21 protein-coding genes and 1 pseudogene are annotated in these 22,986 nt (G+C 72.2%); 13 read left to right on the top strand and 9 right to left on the bottom strand.

All coding sequences use genetic code 11. From position 1 onward, the window contains the following. Positions 1-394 precede the first annotated feature (394 nt). The 3 genes from P1P75_RS14610 to P1P75_RS14600 all read left to right on the top strand — a co-directional run bounded on the left by P1P75_RS14610 (position 395) and on the right by P1P75_RS14600 (position 4,372). The gene (locus P1P75_RS14610) at positions 395-1,588 is read left to right on the top strand and encodes a glycoside hydrolase family 64 protein (protein WP_319255329.1); all 1,194 of its coding nucleotides are present in this window, start codon (positions 395-397) and stop codon (positions 1,586-1,588) included. A gap of 182 nt (positions 1,589-1,770) precedes the next feature. After that, positions 1,771-2,604: an MHYT domain-containing protein gene (locus P1P75_RS14605; RefSeq protein ID WP_319255327.1), complete on the top strand. Its 834-nt coding sequence runs from the start codon at positions 1,771-1,773 to the stop codon at positions 2,602-2,604. A gap of 265 nt (positions 2,605-2,869) precedes the next feature. Next, on the top strand, positions 2,870-4,372 hold the full coding sequence (locus P1P75_RS14600) for a metallophosphoesterase (protein ID WP_319255325.1): 1,503 nt from the start codon (positions 2,870-2,872) through the stop codon (positions 4,370-4,372). Between the two features lie 249 nt (positions 4,373-4,621). On the opposite strand, the gene P1P75_RS14595 is transcribed toward P1P75_RS14600, so the two are convergent. Then, complete coding sequence (locus P1P75_RS14595) at positions 4,622-5,593, bottom strand: TauD/TfdA family dioxygenase (RefSeq protein WP_319255355.1); 972 nt, start codon at positions 5,591-5,593, stop codon at positions 4,622-4,624. Between the two features lie 211 nt (positions 5,594-5,804). Here P1P75_RS14595 and P1P75_RS14590 point away from each other — a divergent pair, with 211 nt between their 5' ends. Together P1P75_RS14590 and P1P75_RS14585 are read left to right on the top strand one after the other, a co-directional pair. Continuing rightward, on the top strand, positions 5,805-6,638 hold the full coding sequence (locus tag P1P75_RS14590; protein WP_319255323.1) for an aldo/keto reductase: 834 nt from the start codon (positions 5,805-5,807) through the stop codon (positions 6,636-6,638). Between the two features lie 94 nt (positions 6,639-6,732). Then, the gene (locus tag P1P75_RS14585; protein ID WP_319255321.1) at positions 6,733-7,308 is read left to right on the top strand and encodes a DNA polymerase ligase N-terminal domain-containing protein; all 576 of its coding nucleotides are present in this window, start codon (positions 6,733-6,735) and stop codon (positions 7,306-7,308) included. Positions 7,309-7,349: 41 nt separating this feature from the next. Here the strand turns inward: P1P75_RS14585 and P1P75_RS14580 are convergent, their stop codons facing one another. The 4 genes and pseudogenes from P1P75_RS14580 to P1P75_RS14565 all read right to left on the bottom strand — a co-directional run. Then, positions 7,350-9,707, bottom strand: a complete 2,358-nt coding sequence (locus P1P75_RS14580; RefSeq protein WP_319255319.1) for a SpoIIE family protein phosphatase — start codon at positions 9,705-9,707, stop codon at positions 7,350-7,352. A gap of 62 nt (positions 9,708-9,769) precedes the next feature. Next, positions 9,770-10,237 (bottom strand): peroxiredoxin, encoded by a 468-nt coding sequence (locus tag P1P75_RS14575; protein WP_319255317.1) that lies wholly within the window; start codon positions 10,235-10,237, stop codon positions 9,770-9,772. Next, complete coding sequence (locus P1P75_RS14570; RefSeq protein ID WP_319255315.1) at positions 10,234-10,623, bottom strand: hypothetical protein; 390 nt, start codon at positions 10,621-10,623, stop codon at positions 10,234-10,236. The genes P1P75_RS14575 and P1P75_RS14570 overlap by 4 nt, the downstream gene beginning before the upstream one ends. Before the next feature lie 256 nt (positions 10,624-10,879). After that, positions 10,880-11,125 (bottom strand): annotated as a pseudogene (locus P1P75_RS14565) (MarR family winged helix-turn-helix transcriptional regulator); the annotation flags it as partial. A gap of 307 nt (positions 11,126-11,432) precedes the next feature. Between P1P75_RS14565 and P1P75_RS14560 the strand changes: the two are divergent. From P1P75_RS14560 to hemC, 4 genes are all read left to right on the top strand, one after another. Further along, positions 11,433-12,125 carry a response regulator transcription factor gene (locus P1P75_RS14560; RefSeq protein ID WP_319255313.1) on the top strand — a complete coding sequence of 231 codons (693 nt, stop codon included), beginning with the start codon at positions 11,433-11,435 and terminating at the stop codon, positions 12,123-12,125. A gap of 82 nt (positions 12,126-12,207) precedes the next feature. After that, positions 12,208-13,191, top strand: coding sequence for a non-homologous end-joining DNA ligase (gene ligD / locus P1P75_RS14555; protein ID WP_319255312.1), 984 nt, complete (start codon positions 12,208-12,210; stop codon positions 13,189-13,191). Between the two features lie 144 nt (positions 13,192-13,335). Continuing rightward, positions 13,336-14,112, top strand: a complete 777-nt coding sequence (locus tag P1P75_RS14550) for an NPP1 family protein (RefSeq protein WP_319255311.1) — start codon at positions 13,336-13,338, stop codon at positions 14,110-14,112. Between the two features lie 180 nt (positions 14,113-14,292). Then, positions 14,293-15,228, top strand: coding sequence for a hydroxymethylbilane synthase (gene hemC / locus P1P75_RS14545; RefSeq protein ID WP_319255309.1), 936 nt, complete (start codon positions 14,293-14,295; stop codon positions 15,226-15,228). A 25-nt stretch (positions 15,229-15,253) separates the two neighbouring features. Here hemC and P1P75_RS14540 read toward each other — a convergent pair whose 3' ends face one another. After that, entirely contained in the window at positions 15,254-15,781 is a 528-nt protein-coding gene (locus tag P1P75_RS14540) for a hypothetical protein (RefSeq protein WP_319255307.1), read from the bottom strand. A 502-nt stretch (positions 15,782-16,283) separates the two neighbouring features. Here P1P75_RS14540 and P1P75_RS14535 point away from each other — a divergent pair. Continuing rightward, entirely contained in the window at positions 16,284-17,075 is a 792-nt protein-coding gene (locus tag P1P75_RS14535; RefSeq protein ID WP_319255305.1) for an RNA polymerase sigma factor SigF, read from the top strand. 42 nt (positions 17,076-17,117) lie between these two features. Here P1P75_RS14535 and P1P75_RS14530 read toward each other — a convergent pair whose 3' ends face one another. Then, positions 17,118-17,468, bottom strand: a complete 351-nt coding sequence (locus P1P75_RS14530) for an ANTAR domain-containing protein (protein ID WP_319255303.1) — start codon at positions 17,466-17,468, stop codon at positions 17,118-17,120. Positions 17,469-17,572: 104 nt separating this feature from the next. On the opposite strand from P1P75_RS14530, the gene P1P75_RS14525 reads away from it, so the two are divergent. Further along, a complete protein-coding gene (locus tag P1P75_RS14525) occupies positions 17,573-18,379 on the top strand; it encodes a VOC family protein (RefSeq protein WP_319255301.1) in 807 nt (268 codons plus the stop codon). Between the two features lie 6 nt (positions 18,380-18,385). On the opposite strand, the gene glgX is transcribed toward P1P75_RS14525, so the two are convergent. Together glgX and P1P75_RS14515 are read right to left on the bottom strand one after the other, a co-directional pair. Beyond that, a complete protein-coding gene (glgX, locus tag P1P75_RS14520) occupies positions 18,386-20,533 on the bottom strand; it encodes a glycogen debranching protein GlgX (protein WP_319255299.1) in 2,148 nt (715 codons plus the stop codon). Continuing rightward, positions 20,530-21,039 carry a pep a2 gene (locus tag P1P75_RS14515; RefSeq protein WP_319255297.1) on the bottom strand — a complete coding sequence of 170 codons (510 nt, stop codon included), beginning with the start codon at positions 21,037-21,039 and terminating at the stop codon, positions 20,530-20,532. The genes glgX and P1P75_RS14515 overlap by 4 nt, the downstream gene beginning before the upstream one ends. A 293-nt stretch (positions 21,040-21,332) precedes the next feature. On the opposite strand from P1P75_RS14515, the gene P1P75_RS14510 reads away from it, so the two are divergent. Further along, a complete protein-coding gene (locus P1P75_RS14510; RefSeq protein WP_319255295.1) occupies positions 21,333-21,629 on the top strand; it encodes a DUF5133 domain-containing protein in 297 nt (98 codons plus the stop codon). Between the two features lie 73 nt (positions 21,630-21,702). Then, the coding region (locus tag P1P75_RS14505) for a maltotransferase domain-containing protein (protein WP_319255293.1) at positions 21,703-22,986 on the top strand (1,284 nt) is incomplete at its 3' end.

The raw sequence follows: 22,986 nt of genomic DNA, 5'->3' as shown, positions 1-22,986 counted from the left end.
CGATGGCGCACACAGCGATGCCGATCGGTCCGGCTCCTCCGCCGGGCCGATCGACCGTTTCGCCGTCGACACGCTCGCCGAACTCCAGGACGCCGACGCGGCCTGGCACCATCTGCCGGACCTGCTCACCCACACCTTCCGACTCCGGGGCGACAACGGGCCCGAGCACCCGCGCGCGTTCCGGGGCGACCACGGGCGCATGCGAGCATCCGCGCGCACTGCGGCACCCCTGCCGGCGCGGAGCACACACCGGCCCAGGGCACCCGCCGCAGACACCCCCGCAGCCACCTCTTCTCGCAGCAGTCGTTGACATGCGCACAACCTGCTGCGAAGTTGAGAGCGCTCCCAACAGGTACGGACCAACCCCACAGGCCTACCCGCACGGAGGTGCAGAGTGTTCCGCACACTCAAATCCCGGCTGACGGCAGCGGCAGGAGCCGTCGCGCTCGTCGGCACATTGCTCACCCTGGGCCCACCGGCCCAGGCCGCCGTCCCCGCCACCATCCCCCTCAAGATCACCAACAACTCGGGACGCGGCGAACCCCTCTACGTCTACAACCTCGGCACCCTCCTGACGACCGGTCAGCAGGGCTGGGCCGACGCCAACGGCACCTTCCACGCCTGGCCCGCGGGCGGCAACCCGCCCACCCCGGCGCCGGACGCCTCGATCGCGGGCCCGGCCGCCGGCCAGTCGGCGACCATCCGGATCCCCAAGTTCTCCGGCCGCATCTACTTCTCGTACGGCCAGAAGCTGGTGTTCCGGCTGACCACGGGCGGGCTCGTGCAGCCGGCCGTGCAGAACCCCAGCGACCCGAACCGCAACATCCTGTTCAACTGGTCGGAGTACACGCTCAACAACTCGGGGCTGTGGCTCAACAGCACCCAGGTCGACATGTTCTCGGCGCCGTACGCGGTCGGGGTGCAGCGCTCCGACGGGAGCACGGTCAGTACCGGCCGGCTCAGGTCGGGCGGCTACAACGGCTTCTTCAACGCGCTGCGCGGGCAGCCCGGCGGCTGGGCGAACCTGATCCAGACCCGCTCCGACGGCACCGTCCTGCGGGCACTGTCCCCCCTGTACGGCGTGGAGACGGGGGCGCTACCGCGTACCGTCCTGGACAACTACATCAACCGCGTCTGGCAGAAGTACGCGACCTCGACCCTGACGGTGACGCCGTTCGCGAACCAGCCGGGCACGAAATACTTCGGCCGCGTCTCCGGCGGCGTCATGAACTTCACCAACAGCGCGGGCGCCGTGGTCACCAGCTTCCAGAAGCCGGACGCGGGCAGCGTGTTCGGCTGCCACCGGCTGCTGGACGCCCCCAACGACGCCGTACGCGGGCCGATCTCGCGCACGCTGTGCGCCGGGTTCAACCGGTCCACGCTCCTGGCCAATCCGAACCAGCCGGACACCACCTCGGCGGGCTTCTACCAGGACACGGTGACCAACCACTACGCCCGCAATATCCATGCGCGGATGGCCGACGGGAAGGCGTACGCGTTCGCCTTCGACGACGTCGGCCAGCACGAGTCGCTCGTGCACGACGGGTCGCCGCTCCAGGCGTACCTGACGCTCGACCCGCTGAACTGAGGGCCGTGCACGTCCCGCACGCGGAGAGGCTCCGCGTGCGGGACGTCCGCGTGCGGAGCCGGGCGATCGGCCCGGTTCCGGCGCCGCGTCGCGATGACGACACACGGCAAAGGCTTGCTTCCCCGGCCCACGCCCCGTAGACCTGCTTTCACAACAACCGTCACTCTGGGGGGAGTTCGGTGATGGACGGCACGGTCGACGGGTTCCGGTACGGGTGGGTGACACCCGTGGCGGCGTATGTGATGGCCTGTCTCGGAGGGGCGTTGGGCCTGCGCTGCATCGTGCGTTCGCTGCTCGACGGGCAGTCGTGGCGGCCCGGCTGGCTGGCGCTGGGGGCGGCGTCGATCGGCTGCGGGATCTGGACGATGCACTTCATCGCCATGATCGGCTTCCAGGTGGAGGAGGCCCGGATCGGCTACGACGCCGGCCTGACCCTGCTGAGTCTCCTGGTCGCCGTCGTCGTGGTGGGGATCGGCGTGTTCATCGTGGGGTATCGCGGAGCCGGCGTCGCGGCCCTGTGCCTCGCGGGCACCGTGACCGGACTCGGTGTCGCCGCCATGCACTACCTGGGCATGGCGGCGATGCACCTCGAGGGCAGCATCCGCTACGACCCGTTCACGGTCGCGCTGTCCGTGCTGATCGCGGTCGTCGCCGCGACGGCGGCCCTGTGGGCGGCCGTCTCGATCCGCGGGTTCGTGACGAGCCTCGGGGCGAGCCTGGTGATGGGCGTGGCGGTGTCGGGGATGCACTACACGGGCATGGCGGCGGTCAGTGTCCATGTGCACGGGGTGTCCCCGTCCTGGGCGAGCGACGCACCGACCTCGCTGCTGCTGCCGATGCTCATCGGACCTGTGATCTTCCTGCTGCTGGCCGCGGTGGTGGTGATGTTCGACCCGCTGCTGGTGCTCGGCGAGGGGGACTGGAACCGGACCGCACGGGCCGGGCGGGCCGCCGTCCCCGAGAAGGGTCGGACGGCCGGCCGGCCCGTCCCCCGCCGTTCGTGGAGCGACAGGTGAGCGTGCGGCGCGGAGTCGGCCCGGTGGCCGCCGTGCGGTAGGGGTGCGCGGGCGCAGCCGTTCCCGCGCACATTGCGGGCGGGTGAAATCCGGTGCCCGGCGCGGCGGATGAGGATGACACTCGCCGCGCCCGTCCGCCGGACGGGCATTCCCCGGCCGCTGTACCAGGCGTGCGCCGGTCCGCCGGGTACACCGTCCGAGGGAGCGCGCATGACCGGGCCCCCTGCCCACCGTCCCGTCCCGGACCCGTTGTTACGGTGCACCGGTGTCTGACTCCTCGCGCGATACCGCCCAAGGCGCCGGCTGGGGCGCCCACGATCCCGGCACCTACGGGCAGTTGATGCCCGCCGAGACCGAGAAGATCTCGTGGCTGGACCCCAGGATGCTGTGGGCCGCGCGCAACGGCGTGCTGGCGTCCTGGTTCGGGGACCCCACCGGCCGTACGCGCGGCCGGTGGGTGGAGCAGCGGGCGGCGGCCGGGGCACCGGCGGACAAGGTGATCCGGCGCCCCGAACCGGACCGCTTCTCCTTCATGGTGATCGGCGACACCGGCGAGGGCGACGACCCCCAGTACGCCGTCGTGCCGGGCTTCCTGAAGATGAGTCAGGACACCAGTTTCGCCGTCCTGGCGAGCGACGTCATCTATCCCGTGGGCAGCGCGGACGACTACGACGGCAAGTTCTTCCGCCCGTACCGCGACTACCGGGCCCCGATATACGCGATACCCGGCAACCACGACTGGTACGAGGACCTCGGCGCCTTCATGCGGGTCTTCTGCGACGCACCGCCGCTGCCCGCGGAGCCCTCGCCCCGGCCGTCCGGCCGGGCCTGGCTGCGCTCGCGGCTGTGGCACCGGCCGCGTCCGGGGGACGGCCGACGCCTCGACCGGGCAAGGGCGTTGCGGGGGCATCCGTCCCAACAGGCCGTACAGCCGGGCCCGTACTGGGCGATCGACTCCGGGCCGGTGCGCATCATCGGCATAGACACCGGCCTGCTGGGCACCCTGGACGCCCAACAGGGCGACTGGCTGCGGGAGGTGGCGCGGGGGCCGCGCCCGAAGATCCTGATCACCGGCTCGCCGCTGTACGTGGACGGAGAGCACCAGCCCTGCCCGATCGAGGGCGGCGGCACGGTCGACGAGATCGTGCGCGACCCCGAGAACCGTTTCGTCGCGGCGATCGGCGGCGACATCCACAACTACCAGCGGTATCCGGTGACCCTGCCGGACGGCCGTACCCTCCAGTACGTCGTCGCGGGCGGCGGCGGGGCCTTCATGCACGCCACGCACACCATCCCGCGGGTCTCCGTGGGCGGAGTCGAAGAGGCCGGCTTCCGCTGCTATCCGCTGCGCGGCGACTCCCTCGCCTTCTACAGCCGCCTGTACGGCCGGCGGCTGCGGCTGCGGCGCTTCTTCTCGCTCACCGAGGACGAGGCGACCGCGGTGATCGCCGAGCGGCTGGGCATCCCGCCGACCCGCGGCCCCGGCGGCCCGGTGCGCCTCACCCGGCGGATCCGGCTGGTCGCCACCCTGCTCGGCACCGCCCGCCGCCCCGACCGCGGGACGCGGTTCCGGCTGCCCGTGCGCAAGATCTACACGTCGCTGTTCTCGCCGGGTTCGGCGACGTACAGCCCGCCCTTCTTCAAGTGTTTCCTGCGTCTGGACGTGAGCCCGCAGAGCGTGCGGCTGCGCTGCTACGCGGCCACCGGCAACCGCGCGCAGGAACTGGACCCACCGGTCGAGGACGAGGTCACCATCGCGCTGGCCTGACCCGCCCCCCGACCCGATCACGGAAGTAGCCGGTGTACGGCGATGCCCACCGACGAGGAGGAACCGATGCCGTCCACCCCACGCCCGCTGCGCAAGCTGGGCTTTCTCACCATCGGCCTGTTCGACGAAGCCGACCCGCCGCGGCCACGAGACTGACCGTCCACCGGCATCACTTCCGTCCCGGAGCCGCGGGCGCCTGCCGCCCGTGCGCGCGGCGGGCGCGTGCCAGGCGTCCTCCGTCGGGCGGTCTCACCAGCGGCCGGGTTCCGTTCCCGTGACCGGCTCCGACGGCCTGCCGTCCACGCCGGCCGGAATGTCTCCCGTGAGCATCACGCGGTGCATGGTGCGGGGGAAGCCGAGGTGGGTGGTGTCGCTGGGGGCGAGGTGGATGGTGGCGCGGTTGTCCCAGAAGGCGACGCTGCCCGGTTCCCAGCGGAAGCGGACCGTGTACTCGGGGCGGGTCGCCTCCTCCAGGAGGAGTTCCAGGATCGCCGCGCTCTCCGCGCGGGAGAGGTCGGTGATCTGTTCGACGTAGTAGCCGTTGACGTACAGGATCCGCTCGCCCGTCTCGGGGTGGACCCGTACCAGCGGGTGCACGGAGGCCACCTGGCGGTCGAGGAGGTGACGGACGTAGGCGTCGTCGCCGGGGCGGGACTGGTAGCCGACGCCGAGGCGGTGTTCGGCGCGCAGTCCGTCGGCGAAGCGTCGCAGCGGCGCGGACAGGCCGGCGTAGGCGGCGGCCAGGTTCGACCAGGTGGTGTCGCCGCCGTAAGGCGGGACGGTCTCCGCGCGCAGGATCGTCGCGGCGGGCGGGTCGACGCGCGCGCCGTGGTCGCAGTGCCAGCCGCGCAGCAGGGTGTGCCGGCGACGCCTGAGCCACTCCTCGTGGTCCATGCCGAACCGGCCGCCGAGTTCCAGCCTGTCGGCGGTGGTCTCGATCTCGGGGAAGTCCGATGGGGAGGCGCTGCCGCGCTTGCGCAGGACGACCGGTTCGCCGAACCGACGGGCGAACGCCACATGCCCGGCGTGGTCCAGGCGCTGCCCGCGGAAGAAGACCACCTTCCAGCGCAGCACGGCCGCCCGGATCGCCGTGACCTGCTCGTCGTCGAGGCCGGCTGCCAGGTCGGCGCCTTCGATGTCGGCACCGATGTGCCCGGCGGCCGGCCGGAGCGTCAGACCGGCGGCCCGCACACGCTCCTCCAACGCCGCGTCCGTCGTCATGCCCTTCGTCGTGTCCCTGGCCTCGCTGTCGAACTCGGTCGTCATGCGTGCTCCGCTCGTCCTCTTCGCCGGTGGGGCTCCCCGAAGATCGTGTCAGCGAACGGCCGGCCTGACGACAGCGCCTGCACCCCCGTCTCCGCCGCCGCTCCGGCTGGTCGATCCCCGGCCGGTCGGTGAGGCTGGAGGGACGACGCAGCCGAGGGAAGGCCCGATGGTGAACCACATCCCCGCCCACAAGCTCAACGACACGACGACGCTCCCGGCCATCGGTCTCGGCACCTGGCCGATGGACGACGCGCAGGCGGAGGAGGCGGTGGCCGGGGCGCTCGGCCTGGGCTACCGCCTGATCGACACGGCCACGAACTACCGCAACGAGACCGGCGTGGGCCGCGGCATCGCCCGCGCGGACGTGCCGCGCGAGGAGATCGTGGTGACCACGAAACTCCCGGGCCGCCACCACGGCTACGACGAGACGCTGGCCTCCTTCGAGCAGTCTCGTCGGCGCCTCGGCGTCGATCGGGTGGACCTGTACCTGATCCACTGGCCGCTGCCCCGCGTCGACAGGTACGTCGACTCCTGGCGGGCCATGATCAAGCTCCGGGAGGAGGGGCTGGTCCGGTCGATCGGCGTCTCCAACTTCACCGCCGCTCACATCGAGCGGCTGGAGAAGGAGACGGGCGTCCTGCCGGCCGTCAACCAGATCGAGGTGCACCCGCTCTTCCCGCAGGACGCGCTGCGTGCCTTCCACGAGTCGAAGGGCATCGTCACGGAGAGCTGGAGCCCGCTGGGCCGTGGCTCGGCCCTGCTGGACGACCCGGCCGTGATCTCCGTCGCCGAGGCCCACGGGGTCACCCCCGCCCAGGCCGTCCTGCGCTGGCACCTCCAGCTCGGCGCGGTGCCCGTCCCGAAGTCGGCGGATCCGGAGCGGCAGCGGGCCAACCTGGACGTCTTCGGCTTCGAGCTGGGCGCGGCGCAGATGGCGGCGATCACGGACCGGGTGCCCCGGCGGCTGGGCGGGGATCCGGAGGGTCACGAGGAGTTCTGAGCCGGCCCGAGTTTCCCCGCCGGGGCCGCGCGGGTACCCGGCACATCGGCGCAAGTGCAGGGCCGGACGCAGGGACCGGAAGGAGGAGGACCGGATGGACGAGCGGGAGCGGCTCGGTGACTACCGTGGCAGGCGCGACTTCGACCGGACCGGCGAGCCGTCCGGGGACCGGGCACCCTCCGGGGGCGGAAGGCCCCGGTTCGTCGTGCAGATCCATGACGCGAGCACGCTGCACTTCGACTTCCGGCTCCAGGTGGGTGACGTCCTGAAGTCGTGGTCGGTGCCGAGGGGGCCGTCGGCGCGGCCGAAGGACAAGCGGCTCGCCGTGCCGACGGAGGATCATCCGCTGGACTACGAGGACTTCGAAGGCGTGATCGCGCAGGGCGAGTACGGGGGCGGGACCGTGATCGTGTGGGACCACGGGACCTACGAGCCGCTCGGCCCCGACGCCGGTTTCGCGGAGGGCCTGCGCCGGGGACACGTGTCCTTCCGGCTGCACGGGGCGAAACTGCGGGGCACCTACGCCCTCACCCGGTTCAAGGGCGAGGACGACTGGCTGCTGGTGAAGGCGGGCGGCGGCACCGGGCACGGGGCCGGCACGCCCAACCCGCGCCGGGCGCGCTCGGTGCGCACCGGGCGGACTTTGGCCCAGGTGGCTGCCGGGGCGTGAGCGGTGCGGCGCCGCAGCCTGGACGGCGCCGCACGGTCCGCTCACAGCGACGGCGTCAGCGTCTGCTCGCACCAGATGGTCTTGCCGCGGCCCGTCTGCCGGCTGCCCCAGCGCTGCGTGAGCTGGGCGACCAGCAGCAGCCCGCGTCCTCCCTCGTCGAAGTCGTGGGCGCGGCGCAGGTGTGGGGAGGTGGAACTGCCGTCGGACACCTCGCAGATGAGCGTGCGGTCGCGGATCAGCCGTAGCTGGATGGGGGGAGCGCCGTAGCGGATGGCATTGGTGACGAGTTCGCTGACGACGAGTTCGGTGACGAAGGCGGTCTCCTCCAGACCCCACGCGGCGAGTTGTTCGGTGGCGGCCTGCCGGGTGGCGGCCACCTGGGCGGGGTCCGGGCCCACGTCCCAGGTGGCGACCTGCTCGGCGCCGAGCGCGCGGGTGCGGGCCACGAGCAGGGCCACGTCGTCGCTGGGCTCCTCCGGCAGGACCGCCTTGAGGACCGTGTCGCAGAGGGCGTCGAGGGAGGCGACCGGCGCGGTCAGCGCGTTGCACAGCTCGGTGGCGGAGCGGTCGACGTCACGGTCGCGGGCATCGATCAGACCGTCGGTGTAGAGCGCGACGACGGTGCCCTCGGCCAGTTCCAGCTCGACCGCCTCGAAGGGCAGCCCGCCGACGCCCAGCGGCGGGCCGGGGGACATCCGCACCAGGCGGGCCGTGCCGTCGGCCAGGACGACGGCGGGTGCGGGGTGCCCGGCGGAGGCCAGGGTGAGCTTGCGGGTGACCGGGTCGTAGACGGCGTACAGGCAGGTGGCGCCCAGTTCCGCGACCTCCTCGCCGCCGCCGTCGTAGGCCGCGAGGTGGGTGACGAGGTCGTCCAGGTGGGTGAGGAGTTCGTCGGGTGGCAGGTCGACGTCGGCGAGGGTGCGGACGGCCATGCGCAGGCGGCCCATGGTCGCGGCGGACGGGATGCCGTGTCCGACGACGTCGCCGACGACGAGGGCGACCCTGCTGCCGGAGAGCGGGATGACGTCGAACCAGTCGCCGCCGATGCCCGCGGTGGAGCCGCTGGGCAGATAGCGGTGGGCGACCTCGACGGCCACCTGGCCGGGCAGGCCGCGCGGGAGGAGGCTGTGCTGGAGGGTGAGGGCGGTGGTGCGTTCGCGGGCGAAGCGGCGGGCGTTGTCGACGCAGACGGCGGCGCGGCTGGCGAGTTCCTCGGCGAAGACGGCGTCGTCGGCCGCGTAGTCGTCCGGCTGGGCCACGCGCACGGCGACGGCGACACCCAGGATGGTGCCGCGGGCCCGCAGCGGCACCGCCATCATCGAGTGGACGCCCTCACGGTGGGGGCGTCCCTTCGGTGCTCGGGCGTTGCGCTCCTCGACCCACCGCATGAACGGCGGCTCGCCCGCCTGACTGATGACGGCCCGGCCCTCCCGCAGGGCCCGGGCGACCGGGGAGGACGCGGGGTAGAGGTCCGCCTCCCCCAGGTGTACGGCCGCTTCCGGGATGCCCTCGGTGACGGATCCGTGAGCGACGCGCCGCAGTTCCACCTCCTCGCCGGGCGGCATCGGCGGCGGTTCGTCGGCGCCCAGTACCCAGTCGAACAGGTCCACGCTGGCGAAGTCGGCGAACCGGGGCACCATGATGCCGATCATCTCCTCGGCCGTGCGCACCACGTCCAGGGTGGTGCCGATGGCGGCCGCGGCCTCGTTCAGGAGGGCCAGCCGCTCCCGCGCCCAGTACTGCTCGGTGCTGTCGAGGGCGGCCAGGGCGGTGCCGAGGATGGTGCCCGCCTCGTCGCGGACCGGCCACATCTCGATGCTCCAGGCGTGTTCCCGGTTCAGCGCCGGGGCGCCGGTGAAGCTCTCGTAGCGGACCGGGCGGCCCGTCTCGCAGACGTGGCGCAGGTGCCAGTTGAAGCCCCGGCTGTGCACGGCGTCCTCGACGGTCTCCGGGAAGGGCCGGCCGAGCAGTGCCTCCTCGGGCACGCCCATCACATGGCAGGCGGCGTCGTTGATGCGTAGATAGCGCTGGCCGGGGTCGAAGACCGACATCGACATGGAGGCCTGCTGGAAGGCGCGCTCCGCGACGGTCGGTTCCGGGTCGGGGTCCGGGGACGGTGGTACGGCGCTGAGGGCCAGTCCGGCGGGCTCGCCGCCGGGGCCCAGCACCGGGCAGGCCGTGACGGTGACGGTGACCGGGTGGCCGTCACGGTGACGTACGACGACGGGGCCGGTCCAGGCCCCGTCCCCGCGCGCCGGAAGGGCCTCGGCGAGCAGGTCGGCGGCCGGCCTGCCCACCGCGTCCCGGGCCGTGCGGCCGGTCAGCAGGCGGGCCCCCTCGCTCCAGCCCGTCACGATGCCCCGTACGTCGACGACAGCCGCAGCGGCGACTTGCTCCATGCCGTCCAGAATGGTCCCTTCGGCCCGCCGCATCAACCGCGGCGGGCCGGGGCCACCGGTTCTCAGGAGCTGTGGGCGCGCAGCACCTCCAGGGCGCGGTCGGCGTGGGTGTTCATGCGCAGCTCGCTGCGCACGGCCGCCAGGACGGTGCGGTCCTGGCCGATGACGAAGATGACGCGCCTGGTGGGGGCCAGGGAGAAGCCGCGCTTCACGCCGAAACGTTCCCGCACGCTGCCGTCTGCGTCGGACAGCAGGGGCATGCCGAGCGTGTGCCGGCCGGCGAATTCCTGCTGCCGGTCGACGGTGTCGCCGCTGATGCCGACGGGACGCGCGCCGACGGCGGCGAACTCGGCGGCCAGGTCGCGGAAGTGGCAGGCCTCCGCGGTGCAGCCGGGGGTGAGGGCGGCGGGGTAGAAGAAGAGGACGACGGGTCCTTCGGCGAGCAGCTCGGTGAGGCTGCGGACCGTCCCCCTCTCGTCCGGCAGTGCGAAGTCTTCGACCAGGTCACCGGTCTCGGGTGCCTTGCTCACGAGGCTGCCTCCGTCTTGCGCGCGTTGTGTGCGACATTGCGGGCCCACATCACGAGGGGCACCTGCAGGGGCAGCCGGCCGACGGCGGCGGCCTTGAGCGGGGCGGGGCGGTGGCGCCAGTCCACGGCCATCTTGACGTTGGCGGGAAAGACGCCGACGAAGAACGCGGCCGTCGCCAGGGCGGTCCGCCTGCGGGTGGCGGGAAGGGCGAGTCCGGCGGCCAGGGCCAGCTCCACGGCTCCGCTCGCGTACGTCCAGTTGCGCGGGGAGCCCGGCAGGGCGCGCGGCACGATCGCGTCGAAGGTGCGTGGCGCGGCGAAGTGGGCGATGCCCGCGGAGGCCAGGAGGCCCGCGAGCAACAAAGGTGAACGGTGGGACCGGGGCACGGCTCTCTCCTCTGACGGCCTGGCGCGCGATATTACGGGAGAGTAGGAAACGCTCCGCGGGCGGGGTCCCGGCGGCTGGACGAGCCGGGCCGGCGTCGCTCGGTCACTGCAGCGGTCGAGCCCGGCATCACTCGGTGACGACAGCGGTTGAGCCCGGCCTCGTCGGTTATGGCAGCGGTCGGGCCCGGCCCTCGCTCGGTCACGGCAGCCGTCGAGCCCGGCCTCGCTCGGTCACAGCCGTCGAGCCCGGCCGTGGTCAGGCGGCGCCGCCGGTCCGTTCTCCGGTCGACTGCTCGCTGTCGTCGTCGATGGCGTGGGTGAGGAAGTCGTCGACCATGCGGTGGAAGAGGGCGGAGAGCCGGCGCAGCTCCTCCGGTGACCACTCGGCGAGGGCCAGCTGCATACCGCGGGCGCCCGCGTCACGGATCCGGTCGATCGCCTCGCGGCCGGCGGCGGTGAGCTGGATCCGCTGGGCCCGGCCGTCGTCGGGGTCGGGGACCCTTCGTCGAGGTGGACCTGCCCTGCGTGTGGTGACCCGGCCGGAGCCCCGGAGTCCCCCTCACGACGGACGGGTGCGGCGCACCGTACTGCCGGGCGAGTACGGCGGATGTGCGGCAACCGCACGACGACGCGGTGGCCGGGCGTCCCCGACACTGGAGCGGTTCCCGCGCACTCCGCCGGAAAGAGGCCCGCGTGCCACGGCCGTATGGCGCCGGTGCCCCGGCCGGGGCACCGGACCGGACGCGAGGGGCCGCCCACCGCCCGTCCGTCACCATGGGACCGGCCCGCCCACCCCGAGAACGGACGTCATGACCATCCGCGTACTGCTCGCCGACGACCAGGCCCTGCTGCGGGCCACCTTCCGGATCCTCATCGACTCCTGCGACGACATGGAGGTCGTCGGCGAGGCCACCGACGGCGCCGAGGCGGTCGAGCTGACCCGCCGGCACCGGCCGGACGTCGTCCTGATGGACATCCGCATGCCCGGCACCGACGGTCTCGCCGCGACCTCCGCCGTCTGCGCCGACCCGGACCTGTCGGACACACGCGTGCTGATCCTGACGACCTTCGAGATCGACGAGTACGTCGCCGCCGCGCTGCGCCGCGGTGCGAGCGGCTTCCTCGGCAAGGACGTCACCGCCGACGTCCTCCTCGACGGCATCCGCGTCGTGGCCTCCGGCGAGTCCCTGCTGTCACCGCTCGCCACCCGCGCCCTGATCACCCGGTTCCTCACCTCCCCCGCCGAGGGAGCCCGGCTGGCCGCGCCCGACGACCTCTGCGGGCTCACCGCGCGTGAACGCGAGGTGATGGCCTGGGTGGCCGAGGGTCACTCCAACGACGAGATCGCCGCGAAGCTGTTCGTGAGCCCGCTGACCGTGCGCACCCACGTACACCGGGCCATGACCAAACTGGGCGCCCGCGACCGCGCCCAACTGGTCGTCGTCGCCTACCAGACGGGCCTGGTCCAGCCCCCGCCGCTGCCGCCGGGCACCACGTTCTGAGCACCGCGGGCCGCTGCCTCCGATCAGGCGAACCCCGCCGGCCGCGGGCGTGCCACGGCGCGGACCCGGCGACAAGTCACCCGTGACCCTGCCGCTGATCGCCCCCATGCTGGCCACCCCCGGCACCCTGCCGCCCGTCGCCCAGGACGCGCGCTGGGCGTACGAGACCAAGCAGGACGGGCAGCGGGCGGTGGTCTATCTCCCCGGTGACGGCACCCTCGTGCTGCGCGCCCGCTCCGGCGAGGACATCACCGCGGCCTACCCCGAACTGCGCGCGCTGGGAGGCGCCCTCGGCAGCCGGCCCGCCGTGCTCGACGGGGAGATCCTCGCGCTGGACGAACAGGGCCGCGCCGACTTCCAGCTGCTCCAGTCCCGGATGGGCCTCGCCCAGGCGCCGGCGAAGGCCGCCCGGCTCGCGGCGACCGCCCCCGTCCACCTGGTGCTGTTCGACGTGATGCACCTGGCGGAGGACTCCCTGCTGCGGGTCCCGTACTCCCGGCGCCGGTCCCGGCTGGAGGAGCTGGCCCTGGCGGGGCCCACCTGGTCGACGCCGGGCGCGCTCGTCGGGCACGGCCGCGAGGCCCTGGAGGCCACCCGCGCCCACGGCCTGGAGGGGCTGGTCTGCAAACGGCTGGACTCCCTGTACGAGCCCGGCGTGCGGTCCCGGGCCTGGATCAAGATCCGCAACATGCGTACGGCGGACGTCGTCGTCGGCGGCTGGCTGCCCGGCAAGGGCCGGCTCACCGGTCTGCCGGGCGCGGTCCTGGTCGGCCAGCGCGCCGGGAGGGGCCTGCGCTACGTCGGCAGCGTGGGCACCGGCTGGAGCGAGGCCGAGCGCACCGAACTGGCCGCGCTGCTGCGGGAGGCCGCGACGAAGGCGTGCCCCTTCGACTCGGTACCGGCGGCGCCGGGCGCCCGCTGGGTCCGGCCCCGGCTGGTCGGCGAGGTCCGCTACAGCACCCGTACCCGGGCGGGGATGCTGCGCCAGCCGTCCTGGCTGCGGCTGCGCACCGACCTGACGCCCGAGGAGTCGGCGGCCGACCTCCCCGCCCCGGCCGACTCCTGACGGAGCGCCAGGTCTTTCTTCATTTGGCCTGCGCTTCACCACCGGGACGCCCGCGACCCCTTGGCGCGGAGGTGAAGATCGGGGAAGCTGAACTCCCCTTTCCCCCACAGCCGTTCGGCTGCGCCCGGTCCCGAGGAGGACGCAGTGTCGTCACCCACGTTCACGAAGCACCGCAGGAGATGGCTCACCGGACTCGCCGGTGCCGCCGCGCTCGTCGTCGCCGTCCCCACGGTCGCGTACGCCGCCCCGCCCACAGCCCTGGCGGCCAACGCCGAAGCGGGCGAGCGCACGTACCAGCCGGCGTTCGACTACGACACGGACGGCTGCTACTCCACCCCCGCGATCGGCCCCGACGGGACGGTCAACGGCGGCCTCAACCCGACCGGCGCCCTCAACGGCAGCTGCCGGGACGCCTCGGACCTCGACAACACCAACAGCTACTCCCGCTACAAGTGCAACAACGGCTGGTGCGCCTACCTGTACGGCCTCTACTTCGAGAAGGACCAGGCGATAGCGGGCACCAGCATCGGCGGGCACCGCCACGACTGGGAGCACGTCGTGGTGTGGGTGCGGGACAACGCGGTGAAGTACGTCTCGACGTCCAACCACGGCTCGTTCACCGTCACCGCCGCCTCCGGCGTCCGCTTCGACGGCACGCACGCGAAGGTCGTCTACCACAAGGACGGCATCAGCACGCACTGCTTCCGGCTGGCCGGCGCCGGCGACGAGCCGCCGGAGAACCACAAGGGCGTCTGGCAGTACCCGCCGCTGGTCGGCTGGAACGGCTACCCGGCGGGCGTGCGCGACAAGTTGAGCGCCTACAACTTCGGCAGCGCCCATTTCGGGCTGAAGGACGCGAGCTTCGGCAACCACCTCAACTCGGCGAAGCCGTCCGGCGTCACCTTCGACGCGTACGCGTGACCCGGTGACCGGGGCCGGTCCGCACTGGTGCGATCAGGCCCCGGCATCCGATGATGACCGTATGGATCTTGCGAAGGAACTCCCCGCTTCCACGACCGTCTCGGCGCCCGCGCACAGGACAAGACGCGCTTCACCCTGACCGTCCAACGGTGACCCTCCACAGGGTCTATCGTGTCCCGCATGTCCGTTCCGGAACTGATCCGCATCGTCTCCCGTGACTCGCCCATGGCTCTCGCCCAGGTGGAGCGCGTGCGCGCCGAGTTGGCCGCCCTGCATCCCGGTGTGCGCACCGAGGTCGTCCCCGTGAAGACGACCGGTGACAAGTGGATGGGCGACCTTTCCCAGGTCGAGGGGAAGGGCGCGTTCACCAAGGAGGTCGACGCGGCGCTGCTGGCCGGCCAGGCCGACCTGGCCGTGCACTGCGTCAAGGACGTCCCGGCGGACCGGCCCCTCCCGGCCGGCACGGTGTTCGCGGCCTTCCTGAAGCGGGACGACATCCGCGACGCCCTCGTCCACCCGGGCGGCCTGACCCTCGACGAACTCCCGGCGGGCACCCGGATCGGGACCTCCTCGGTGCGCCGGGTCGCCCAGCTGGCCGCGACCCACCCGTACCTGAAGTGCGTGCCGTTCCGCGGGAACGCCAACCGGCGGCTGGCGAAGCTCGCGGCGGGTGAGGCGGACGCGCTGCTGCTCGCGGTGTCGGGCCTGGAGCGCATCGGCCGGCCGGACGTGATCAGCGAGGTCCTGTCGCCGGAGACGATGATGCCGCCGATCGGCGCGGGCATCCTCGCCCTCCAGTGCCGTGAGGGCGACAACGAGCTGATCGACGCCGTCAGAGGGCTCGGTGACCCGGCCACCCATCGGGAGGCCACCGCCGAGCGGATGTTCCTGCACGTGCTGCAGGGCCACTGCAACAGCCCCATCGCCGGGTTCGCCCAGGTGGACCGCGGCGGCGAACTCTCGCTGCGGGCCTGTGTGTTCACCCCGGACGGCAAGACCCGGCTGAACGCCCACGAATGGGCGGGCCGCCTCGACCCGGCCACGCTCGGCACGTCGGTGGCCGTCGCGCTGCTGCGTCAGGGCGCCCGCGAGATCATCGACGGCATCGCGCACTGAGCGGGGCGGTGCGCCGGGCGGCGCGTCAGGGAGTGCCGGTGCCCTCTTCGGCGGCCTGGTCGCGCAGGAACTTGCTCACCTGACGGGCCAGGCTGTCGCGGACCGCGGCGGGGGCCCCGGCGGGCCCCTCCTGAAGGCCGACGCCACCGACCCACATCCGCCGCCCGGCCCACTCCTCGTCGACGCGCAACTGGATCTGCACGTCGATCTGTCCGAGCGAGGCCTCGGGTCCGGCGGCGTACAGGACGGCGGTGGCGCGACGCAGCGGGTAGATGTCGAAGCCCTCGATGAACTGGGAGTTGCGCCAGTCGATGAAGGCGCTCTCCCCGTCGGGCCCGATCCGCACGTCGATCTGCCCGTCCTCCAGGTGGACCCCGAAGCTCTGCTCGCCACGGTTCTCGACGGTCACCCGCAGGGTGAAGTAGGTAAGTCCTTCGGCGGCGTCGTCGCGTCCCCGGGGCGGCTCGGCCTGCTCCAGACGGTGGACGCGGACACGCAGACCGGCATGCTCGTCGTACTCGTGCCAGTCCCCGACCACGTTCGGCTCGTACACAGTCCACCTCTCGACGTCTACCGGCTGCTTCCTATCCGTGGGCTCAGCGGACTGTCAAATGAGCGGAATGCGCCGTGGCCAGGGGATTCATCCCCTGTGATCGGCGATCAAGCCGTGCGCAGGAGGAATTCCGTTCCGGGCCGCGCGGGCGGCCCGGCGGGCGTGCCGCACATCACGTCGCCGCAAAGATCGGCGGATGTCCGCGGACGCGGTCCGCGCGCCACCGCCACCCGTCCCGCAGCCGGGGCACAAGGCGTCCGGCCCGCCGGGAAGCGGGCGGGAAACAAGGGCCGAACAGGGAGGCAATCACCACGAACAGCGCAAAAAGGATGAACTGTTTCAGAACGCCACAGAGCGGGAATCTGATCAAAAGTGCTTCGGACAGGAGGCACCTCCGTGGGAGCCGCCGAACGGGCCGGCCCCGGGTACTCCGCCAGGGTCCGAGCGCGCTTCCCACGGTGTCCGTCCATCCACCGGCATCTGCCTGAGGGAGGCGCGCGTGATGCGTACCACCGTCAGAACGAAGCAGCACCCCCACGACGACGCCCCGGACACCGCCGATTCCTTCGCCCGGCTCGCCGAGCTCCCCGACAGCCCCGAGCGCCAGGCGCTCCGCGACGAACTGGTCCGGCTCTGGCTGCCCATGGCCGAACGCATCGCCGTCCGCTTCCGCGGGCGCGGCGAGTCCCTCGAAGACCTCTACCAGGTGGCGGCCCTCGGACTGGTGAAGGCCGTCGACCACTACGACCCGGAGCGCGGCCGCGCCTTCGAGGCGTACGCGGTGCCGACGATCACCGGCGAGATCAAGCGCCACTTCCGCGACCACATGTGGACGCTGCACGTCCCGCGCCGGGTCCAGGACCTGCGCAACCGGGTACGGCACGCCGCGAAGGACCTCTCCCAGACCACGTCTGGACGCGCCCCGACCCTCGCCGAGATCGCGGAGTACGCGCACCTGACCGAGGACGAGGTCCGCACCGGCATGGAGGCACTGGAGTGCTTCTCGGCACTGTCGCTGGAGGCCGAGATGCCCGGCACCGACGGCTACGCGCTGGAGGACGCCCTGGGCGCCCCGGACCCCGGATACGACACCGTCGTCGACCGGGTGGCCGTCGCACCGTGCCTGCGGGCCCTGCCGGAACGTGAGCGGACCATCCTGTACCTGCGCTTCTTCGGCGGTATGACACAGAGCAGCATCGCCGAGCAGCTGGGCATCTCGCAGATGCACGTCTCACGGCTGCTGAGCGGCTGCTTCGAGCGGCTGCGCGAGGAGATCGCCACCGGAGCGCACTGACGCGGCGCACCGCGGACCCCGGTCCGGACCCCGCATCTCACGTCACCCGGTCGGCCGTCGGTCGAGCGGCGGCGCGCCGGGAATCCGCGGAGGGCCGTGACGGTCCACCGCGTCCTCCATCTGCGCGCGGATCTCCTCGGGGATCCGCCCGCTGCGGCCCCAGAAGACGATCAGCTCCGCGACGTTGCGCAGTTTGATGTTCGTGTGCTGGGAGACCTCTCTGAGCACCGTCCATCCGCCGTCCGGAGTCATCCGGCCAAGGGCGACGATCACCCCGATCGCCTGGTCCACGACAGCGTGGGAGGCAACGGCCTCCCGCAGCTGACCGACCTCCTGCTGGAGTGCGGCGATCCGGTCCGTTTCGTCGCGGGATTCCCGCGGTACTCGTGGCACACCTCCATCGTGCCACCGGGTCACTCGGCAGGCGCCGTGGCAGGGTCCGGCAGGACACTGGTGCCAGAGCCACCGGCCGCCGATCAACCAGGAACGCGAGTGCCATGAACCATCACCGCTCTTACGCCGCCTCCGGTGCGAAGGAGGTCGTCTCCACCCACTCCGTGTTCGGCGCCCCCTGCTGGGTGAGCCTCACCAGCCGGGACATGGAGGCCACCCAGAGGTTCTACGGTGCCGTCCTCGGCTGGGAGTGGCGCCGGGGCAGCCTTGGCGACCACTTCCGTACGGCTCTGGTCAACGGCGTCCCGGTGGCCGGCATCGCCGCCGTCGCCTCGGTGTGGCAGATGGCGGTGGCCTGGACGCCGTACTTCGCGGTCCCCAGTGCGGACGTGGCGGCCGCCCGGGCGCGGGAGCGGGGCGGCACGGTCGCCGTCGGGCCGATCTCGCTGGCGCCCGGCCGGGCGGCGCTGCTGGCCGACCGCGACGGCGCGACCTTCGGCGTCTGGGAGGGCGAGCTGATCGGCAACTGGGAGGCCTGGCGCACGGCCGCCCCCGCCTTCATCCGGCTGCACACCCGCAACGCCTTCGACTCCGCCATCTTCTACGGCGAGATCCTCGACTGGGCGAGCGACCGGCCGGGCTGCTGCGAGGTGCGCTACGAGGGCGGCGAGGTCGTGCTGCGCAGCCGGGGCGATGTGGTGGCCCGGATCGAGTCGGGCGCCCTGGAGGCGGCCCCCGATCCGACGATCCGGCCGCACTGGCAGGTCCACTTCGCGGTGCCGGACGTGGCGGCCTGCGCACGGGACGCCGAGCGGCACGGCGGCAGTGTGCTGGTCAAGGGCGCCGACGAGGCCGTACTGCGGGACCCCGACGGCGCCCAGTTCACGGTGACCGCGCGGGCCGCCCGCTGAGCCCGGCTACTCGGAGCGGCGGGGCGGACGGGAGAGCACGACGAGGCTGCGGGCCTCCACCGTCACCTCGGCGCCCGCCTTGTACTCCGTCTCGTCCGGTCCGCCGTCCGGCTCCACCGTGTCGACGCAGACCGACCAGCGCTCCCCGTACCCGGCGCCGGGCAGCCGGAACACGACGGGCTCCCAGTAGCTGTTGAGCAGCAGCAGGAACGAGTCGTCCACGACGGGCCGGCCGCGCGGATCGGGTTCGGCGATGGCGTCGCCGTTGAGGAACACGCCCACGCAGTGCGCGTCGGAGCGCTGCCAGTCGCGGTCGGTCATCTCACCGGCGTCAGGCAGCAGCCACACCAGGTCGGGAAGGGGCTGGCCGGCGTGGGTGACGGTCTCGCCGCGGAAGAAGCGGCGCCGCCGCAGCACCGGATGGGCCGAGCGCAGCGCGATGAGCCGCCGGGTGAAGTCGACGAGGTCGCGCCGCTCCCGGCCCGGCCGCCAGTCGATCCAGGAGACCTTGTTGTCCTGGCAGTAGGCGTTGTTGTTGCCTCGCTGGGTGCGGCCCAGTTCGTCGCCGTGGCAGATCATCGGGATGCCCTGCGACAACAGCAGGGTGGCGAGGAGGTTGCGCTGCTGGCGGGCGCGGAGTTCGAGCACGGCCGGGTCGTCGGTGTCACCCTCCGCCCCGCAGTTCCAGGACCGGTTGCTGCTCTCACCGTCCCGGTTGCCCTCGCCGTTGGCCTCGTTGTGCTTGTCGTTGTAGGAGACCAGGTCGCGCAAAGTGAACCCGTCGTGCGCGGTGACGAAGTTGACGCTGGCGCGAGGGCGGCGCCGGCTGTGGGCGTACAGGTCGGAGGAGCCGGTCAGGCGGGAGGCGAACTCGCCGAGCGAGCCCGGCTCGGTCCGCCAGAAGTCCCGTACGGTGTCGCGGTAGCGGCCGTTCCACTCCGACCACAGGGGCGGGAAGTTGCCCACCTGGTAGCCGCCCTCGCCGACGTCCCACGGCTCGGCGATCAGTTTCACGCGGCTGATCACCGGGTCCTGCTGGATCAGGTCGAAGAACGCCGACAGCCGGGACACCTCGTGGAACTGGCGGGCCAGGGTGGCCGCGAGATCGAAGCGGAAGCCGTCGACGTGCATCTCGGTCACCCAGTACCGCAGCGAGTCCATGATCAGCTGAAGGACGTAGGGGTGCCGCATCAGCAGGCTGTTGCCGGTGCCGGTGGTGTCGTAGTAGTGCGACCAGTCGCCGTCGACGAGGCGGTAGTACGAGGAGTTGTCGATGCCGCGGAAGGACAGGGTGGGGCCCTTCTCGTTGCCCTCGGCGGTGTGGTTGTAGACGACGTCGAGGATCACTTCGAGGCCGGCCGCGTGCAGTTCCTTCACCATCGTCTTGAACTCGGTGACCTGCCGGCCGCGGGTGTCGTGGGCGGCGTAGGCGTTGTGCGGGGCGAAGAAGCCGATGGTGTTGTAGCCCCAGTAGTTGGACAGGCCCCGGTCCGTCAGGACGCCGTCCTGCACGAACTGGTGGACGGGCATCAGTTCGATCGCGGTCACGCCCAGTGAGGTGAGGTGCCCGGTCACCGCGGGGTGGGCGAGGCCGGCGTAGGTACCGCGCAGCTCCGGCGGGACGTCGGGGTGGGTGCGGGTCATGCCCCGCACATGGGCCTCGTAGATCACCGTGTCGGCGTAGGAGCGCTGCGGCGGCCGGTCGTCGCCCCAGTCGAAGGCCGGGTCGGTGACCACCCCGAGCAGAGTGTGTCCGGCGCTGTCCGCGGGGTCGGGGCGGTCCCCGGCCCGCTCGAACAGTGAGGCGTGGTTGTCGATCTGCCCGTCGACGGCGCGCGCGTAGGGGTCGAGGAGCAGCTTGGCCGGGTTGCACCGGTGGCCGGCGGCCGGGTCCCAGGGGCCGTGCACCCGGTAGCCGTAGCGCCGGCCGGGGCCGACGCCCGGCAGGTAGACGTGCCAGACGAAGCCGTCGACCTCGGTCAGCGGCACACTGCGGCTGCTGCCGTCCTCGTCGAAGAGGATGAGGTCGACGCGGTGCGCGACCTCGCTGAACAGGGCGAAGTTGGTGCCGTTCCCGTCGAAGTCGGCGCCCAACGGGTAGGGGCGCCCGCTCCAGGCGGGCACCCCTGCGTTCCGGTACGTCCGGGAGGTCACCGGGCGCCCTCCAGGACGCCGTGCGGCTGTTCGGTGGCGGCGAGGGCCGCGACGGGCAGTTCGCGCGGCACCTGGAGCATCTCGCTCAGGTCGCCTTCCGGGAGGGTCGGCACGAGCGGGACGCGTTCACCGGCGCGGGCCCGCTGCGAGAACCAGATGACCTTGCTGCCGGTGTCGGTGGCGCAGCAGCCCCAGCCGTCGCTCATGGCGGCGATGCGCTCCAGGCAGCCGCGCAGGTCCTGGTCCGGGCGCAGGTCCCGGTCGTCGCCGCCGACTGCCGTGATCAGGTGCTGGCCGTTCCACCACAGCTCGATGGAGATGTGCTTGTCCGTGGCGTGCTCGTCGATGGCCCGGAGCAGCATCTCGGTTCCACCGCACACGGGTTCGACCAGCGTTTCGAGGTCCCAGTACTTCAGGTGTGCGGCCAGGATGCGCCTGACCTGTCCGACCCGGTCCGGGCTCACGTCCACGTCGAGGTGGTAGTAGCAGGGCACTGCGGTCTTCATCTCGTTCGTCTCCTCACCGGCGAGGCTCCGCTCCTTCCCGGCCCGACGGGCCGAGCCCCGAACACGAAGCGTGAGCGTTGATCGCTCCTGAGTCACAACCACAGTGGGGCTGCTACGCCATTCGTGCAACACGAGCACACCACAATCAAGATCCAACAGGACGTTGGGTTGTCGGCCGTGCACCATAAGTGAAGGCCTCGGGAGGTTTGACGGTTTCGCACCTCTGCTTACATGGCCGACCCGCTCGCCGCGGGGCGACGTACCTCTCGAACTCCCGGAAGGTGAACAGCGCCATGCTGCTACCAGCGAAGACCGAAGTCGCCAGACGTCTGCGCAGTTACCGCGCCTGGGAACGCGTGATGCTCGCGCGCCCGGGCGACCGCGCGGTGCGGGCCACCTTCGAGGACTGCGGCTACACCCTGTGCGTGCTGATGGGCAAGCGCTGCGCGCGGGAGGCCGCGGACGCCGCCGAGCAGTACCTGCGCGCGGGCGCGGACACCCGGCTGCTGCGCGGCGGGGCGACCCGCAGGACCGGCGTCGCACGGATCGCGGCGACCCGGCCGACGCTGCGCATGGCGGCGGAACGGTAGTGCCCCGGCCGCTGCGGCCGGGGCATCCAACAGCGGGCGACAGAAACCTTTTTCAGTACTGCGGAGGTGCAGCGTGAGGTCCACCAGAGCGATCGGCCGTATCCCGGTGCGGGACGTCCATCCGCGCGTGGAGTGCGGCCGTCGGCCGGCCAAGTCCGTGAGCGGTGAGACGTTCGAGATCACCGCGACGGTGTTTCGCGAGGGCCATGACGCCATCGGCGCGAACGTGGTCCTCAAGAGCCCGGACGGCCGCCGTGGACCGTGGACGCCGATGCGGGAACTCGCGCCGGGCACCGACCGCTGGGGTGCCGAGGTGACGCTCGACGAGGTGGGCCACTGGACGTACACCGTCGAGGCCTGGAGCGATCCGGTCACCACGTGGCGGCGGCACGCGGCGATCAAGATTCCCGCCGACATCGACACGGGTCTGGTCCTGGAGGAGGGCGGGCACCTCTACGAGCGGGCGGCGGCCCGCGTGCCGCGCGGCCCGGCGCGGACGGTGGTGCGGGAGGCGGCACGGCGGCTGCTCGACGACTCGCTGCCGGTGGCCGAGCGGTACGCGGCGGCGCTGGCGCCCGAGGTGGACGAGGTCCTGACTCGTCATCCCTTCCGGGAGTTCGTCTCGGCCGGTGCCGCCATGCCCCTGCTGGTGGAGCGGGAGCGGGCGCTGTACGGCTCCTGGTACGAGTTCTTCCCGCGCTCGGAGGGCACGCCGGAGCGTCCGCACGGCACGTTCCGCACGGCCGCGCGCCGGCTGCCGGCGATCGCCGCGATGGGCTTCGACGTCGTCTACCTTCCGCCCGTCCATCCGATCGGTACGACCTTCCGCAAGGGCCGCAACAACAGCCTGACCCCCGACCGGGACGACGTCGGTGTGCCGTGGGCGATCGGTTCGCCGGAGGGCGGACACGACGCCGTGCACCCGGAGTTGGGCACCCTGGAGGACTTCGGCTGGTTCGTCGGGCGGGCCCGGGAGGAGGGCCTGGAGATCGCGCTCGACTTCGCGCTCCAGTGCTCGCCGGACCACCCGTGGGTGCACAAGCATCCCGAGTGGTTCCATCACCGTCCGGACGGGACGATCGCCTACGCCGAGAACCCGCCGAAGAAGTACCAGGACATCTACCCGATCGCCTTCGACGCCGACATGAACGGCATCGTCAAGGAGACGCTGCGGGTGCTGCGGCACTGGATGTCGTACGGCGTGCGGATCTTCCGGGTGGACAACCCGCACACCAAGCCGGTCGTGTTCTGGGAGCGCGTCATCGGGGAGATCAACCGGACCGACCCGGACGTGATCTTCCTGGCCGAGGCGTTCACCCGGCCCGCGATGATGCACACCCTCGCGCAGATCGGCTTC

The organism is Streptomyces sp. ID05-39B (assembly GCF_033794725.1).
GTDB classification, from domain to species: Bacteria; Actinomycetota; Actinomycetes; order Streptomycetales; family Streptomycetaceae; genus Streptomyces; species Streptomyces bobili.
The sequence above is the reverse complement of the archived record's forward strand: the minus strand, read 5'-3'. Positions and strand labels throughout refer to the sequence as shown.

What these genes read in the sequence shown, in the direction of transcription:
- P1P75_RS14590 (WP_319255323.1), top strand. Translation starts at nt 5,805, where the DNA reads ATGGTGAACCACATCCCCGCCCACAAGCTCAACGACACGACGACGCTC.
- P1P75_RS14535 (WP_319255305.1), top strand. Translation starts at nt 16,284, where the DNA reads ATGCGTACCACCGTCAGAACGAAGCAGCACCCCCACGACGACGCCCCG.
- P1P75_RS14560 (WP_319255313.1), top strand. Translation starts at nt 11,433, where the DNA reads ATGACCATCCGCGTACTGCTCGCCGACGACCAGGCCCTGCTGCGGGCC.
- hemC (WP_319255309.1), top strand. Translation starts at nt 14,293, where the DNA reads ATGTCCGTTCCGGAACTGATCCGCATCGTCTCCCGTGACTCGCCCATG.
- P1P75_RS14515 (WP_319255297.1), bottom strand. Translation starts at nt 21,039, where the DNA reads ATGAAGACCGCAGTGCCCTGCTACTACCACCTCGACGTGGACGTGAGC.
- P1P75_RS14525 (WP_319255301.1), top strand. Translation starts at nt 17,573, where the DNA reads ATGAACCATCACCGCTCTTACGCCGCCTCCGGTGCGAAGGAGGTCGTC.
- P1P75_RS14510 (WP_319255295.1), top strand. Translation starts at nt 21,333, where the DNA reads ATGCTGCTACCAGCGAAGACCGAAGTCGCCAGACGTCTGCGCAGTTAC.
- P1P75_RS14595 (WP_319255355.1), bottom strand. Translation starts at nt 5,593, where the DNA reads ATGACGACGGACGCGGCGTTGGAGGAGCGTGTGCGGGCCGCCGGTCTG.
- P1P75_RS14585 (WP_319255321.1), top strand. Translation starts at nt 6,733, where the DNA reads ATGGACGAGCGGGAGCGGCTCGGTGACTACCGTGGCAGGCGCGACTTC.
- P1P75_RS14580 (WP_319255319.1), bottom strand. Translation starts at nt 9,707, where the DNA reads ATGGAGCAAGTCGCCGCTGCGGCTGTCGTCGACGTACGGGGCATCGTG.
- P1P75_RS14605 (WP_319255327.1), top strand. Translation starts at nt 1,771, where the DNA reads ATGGACGGCACGGTCGACGGGTTCCGGTACGGGTGGGTGACACCCGTG.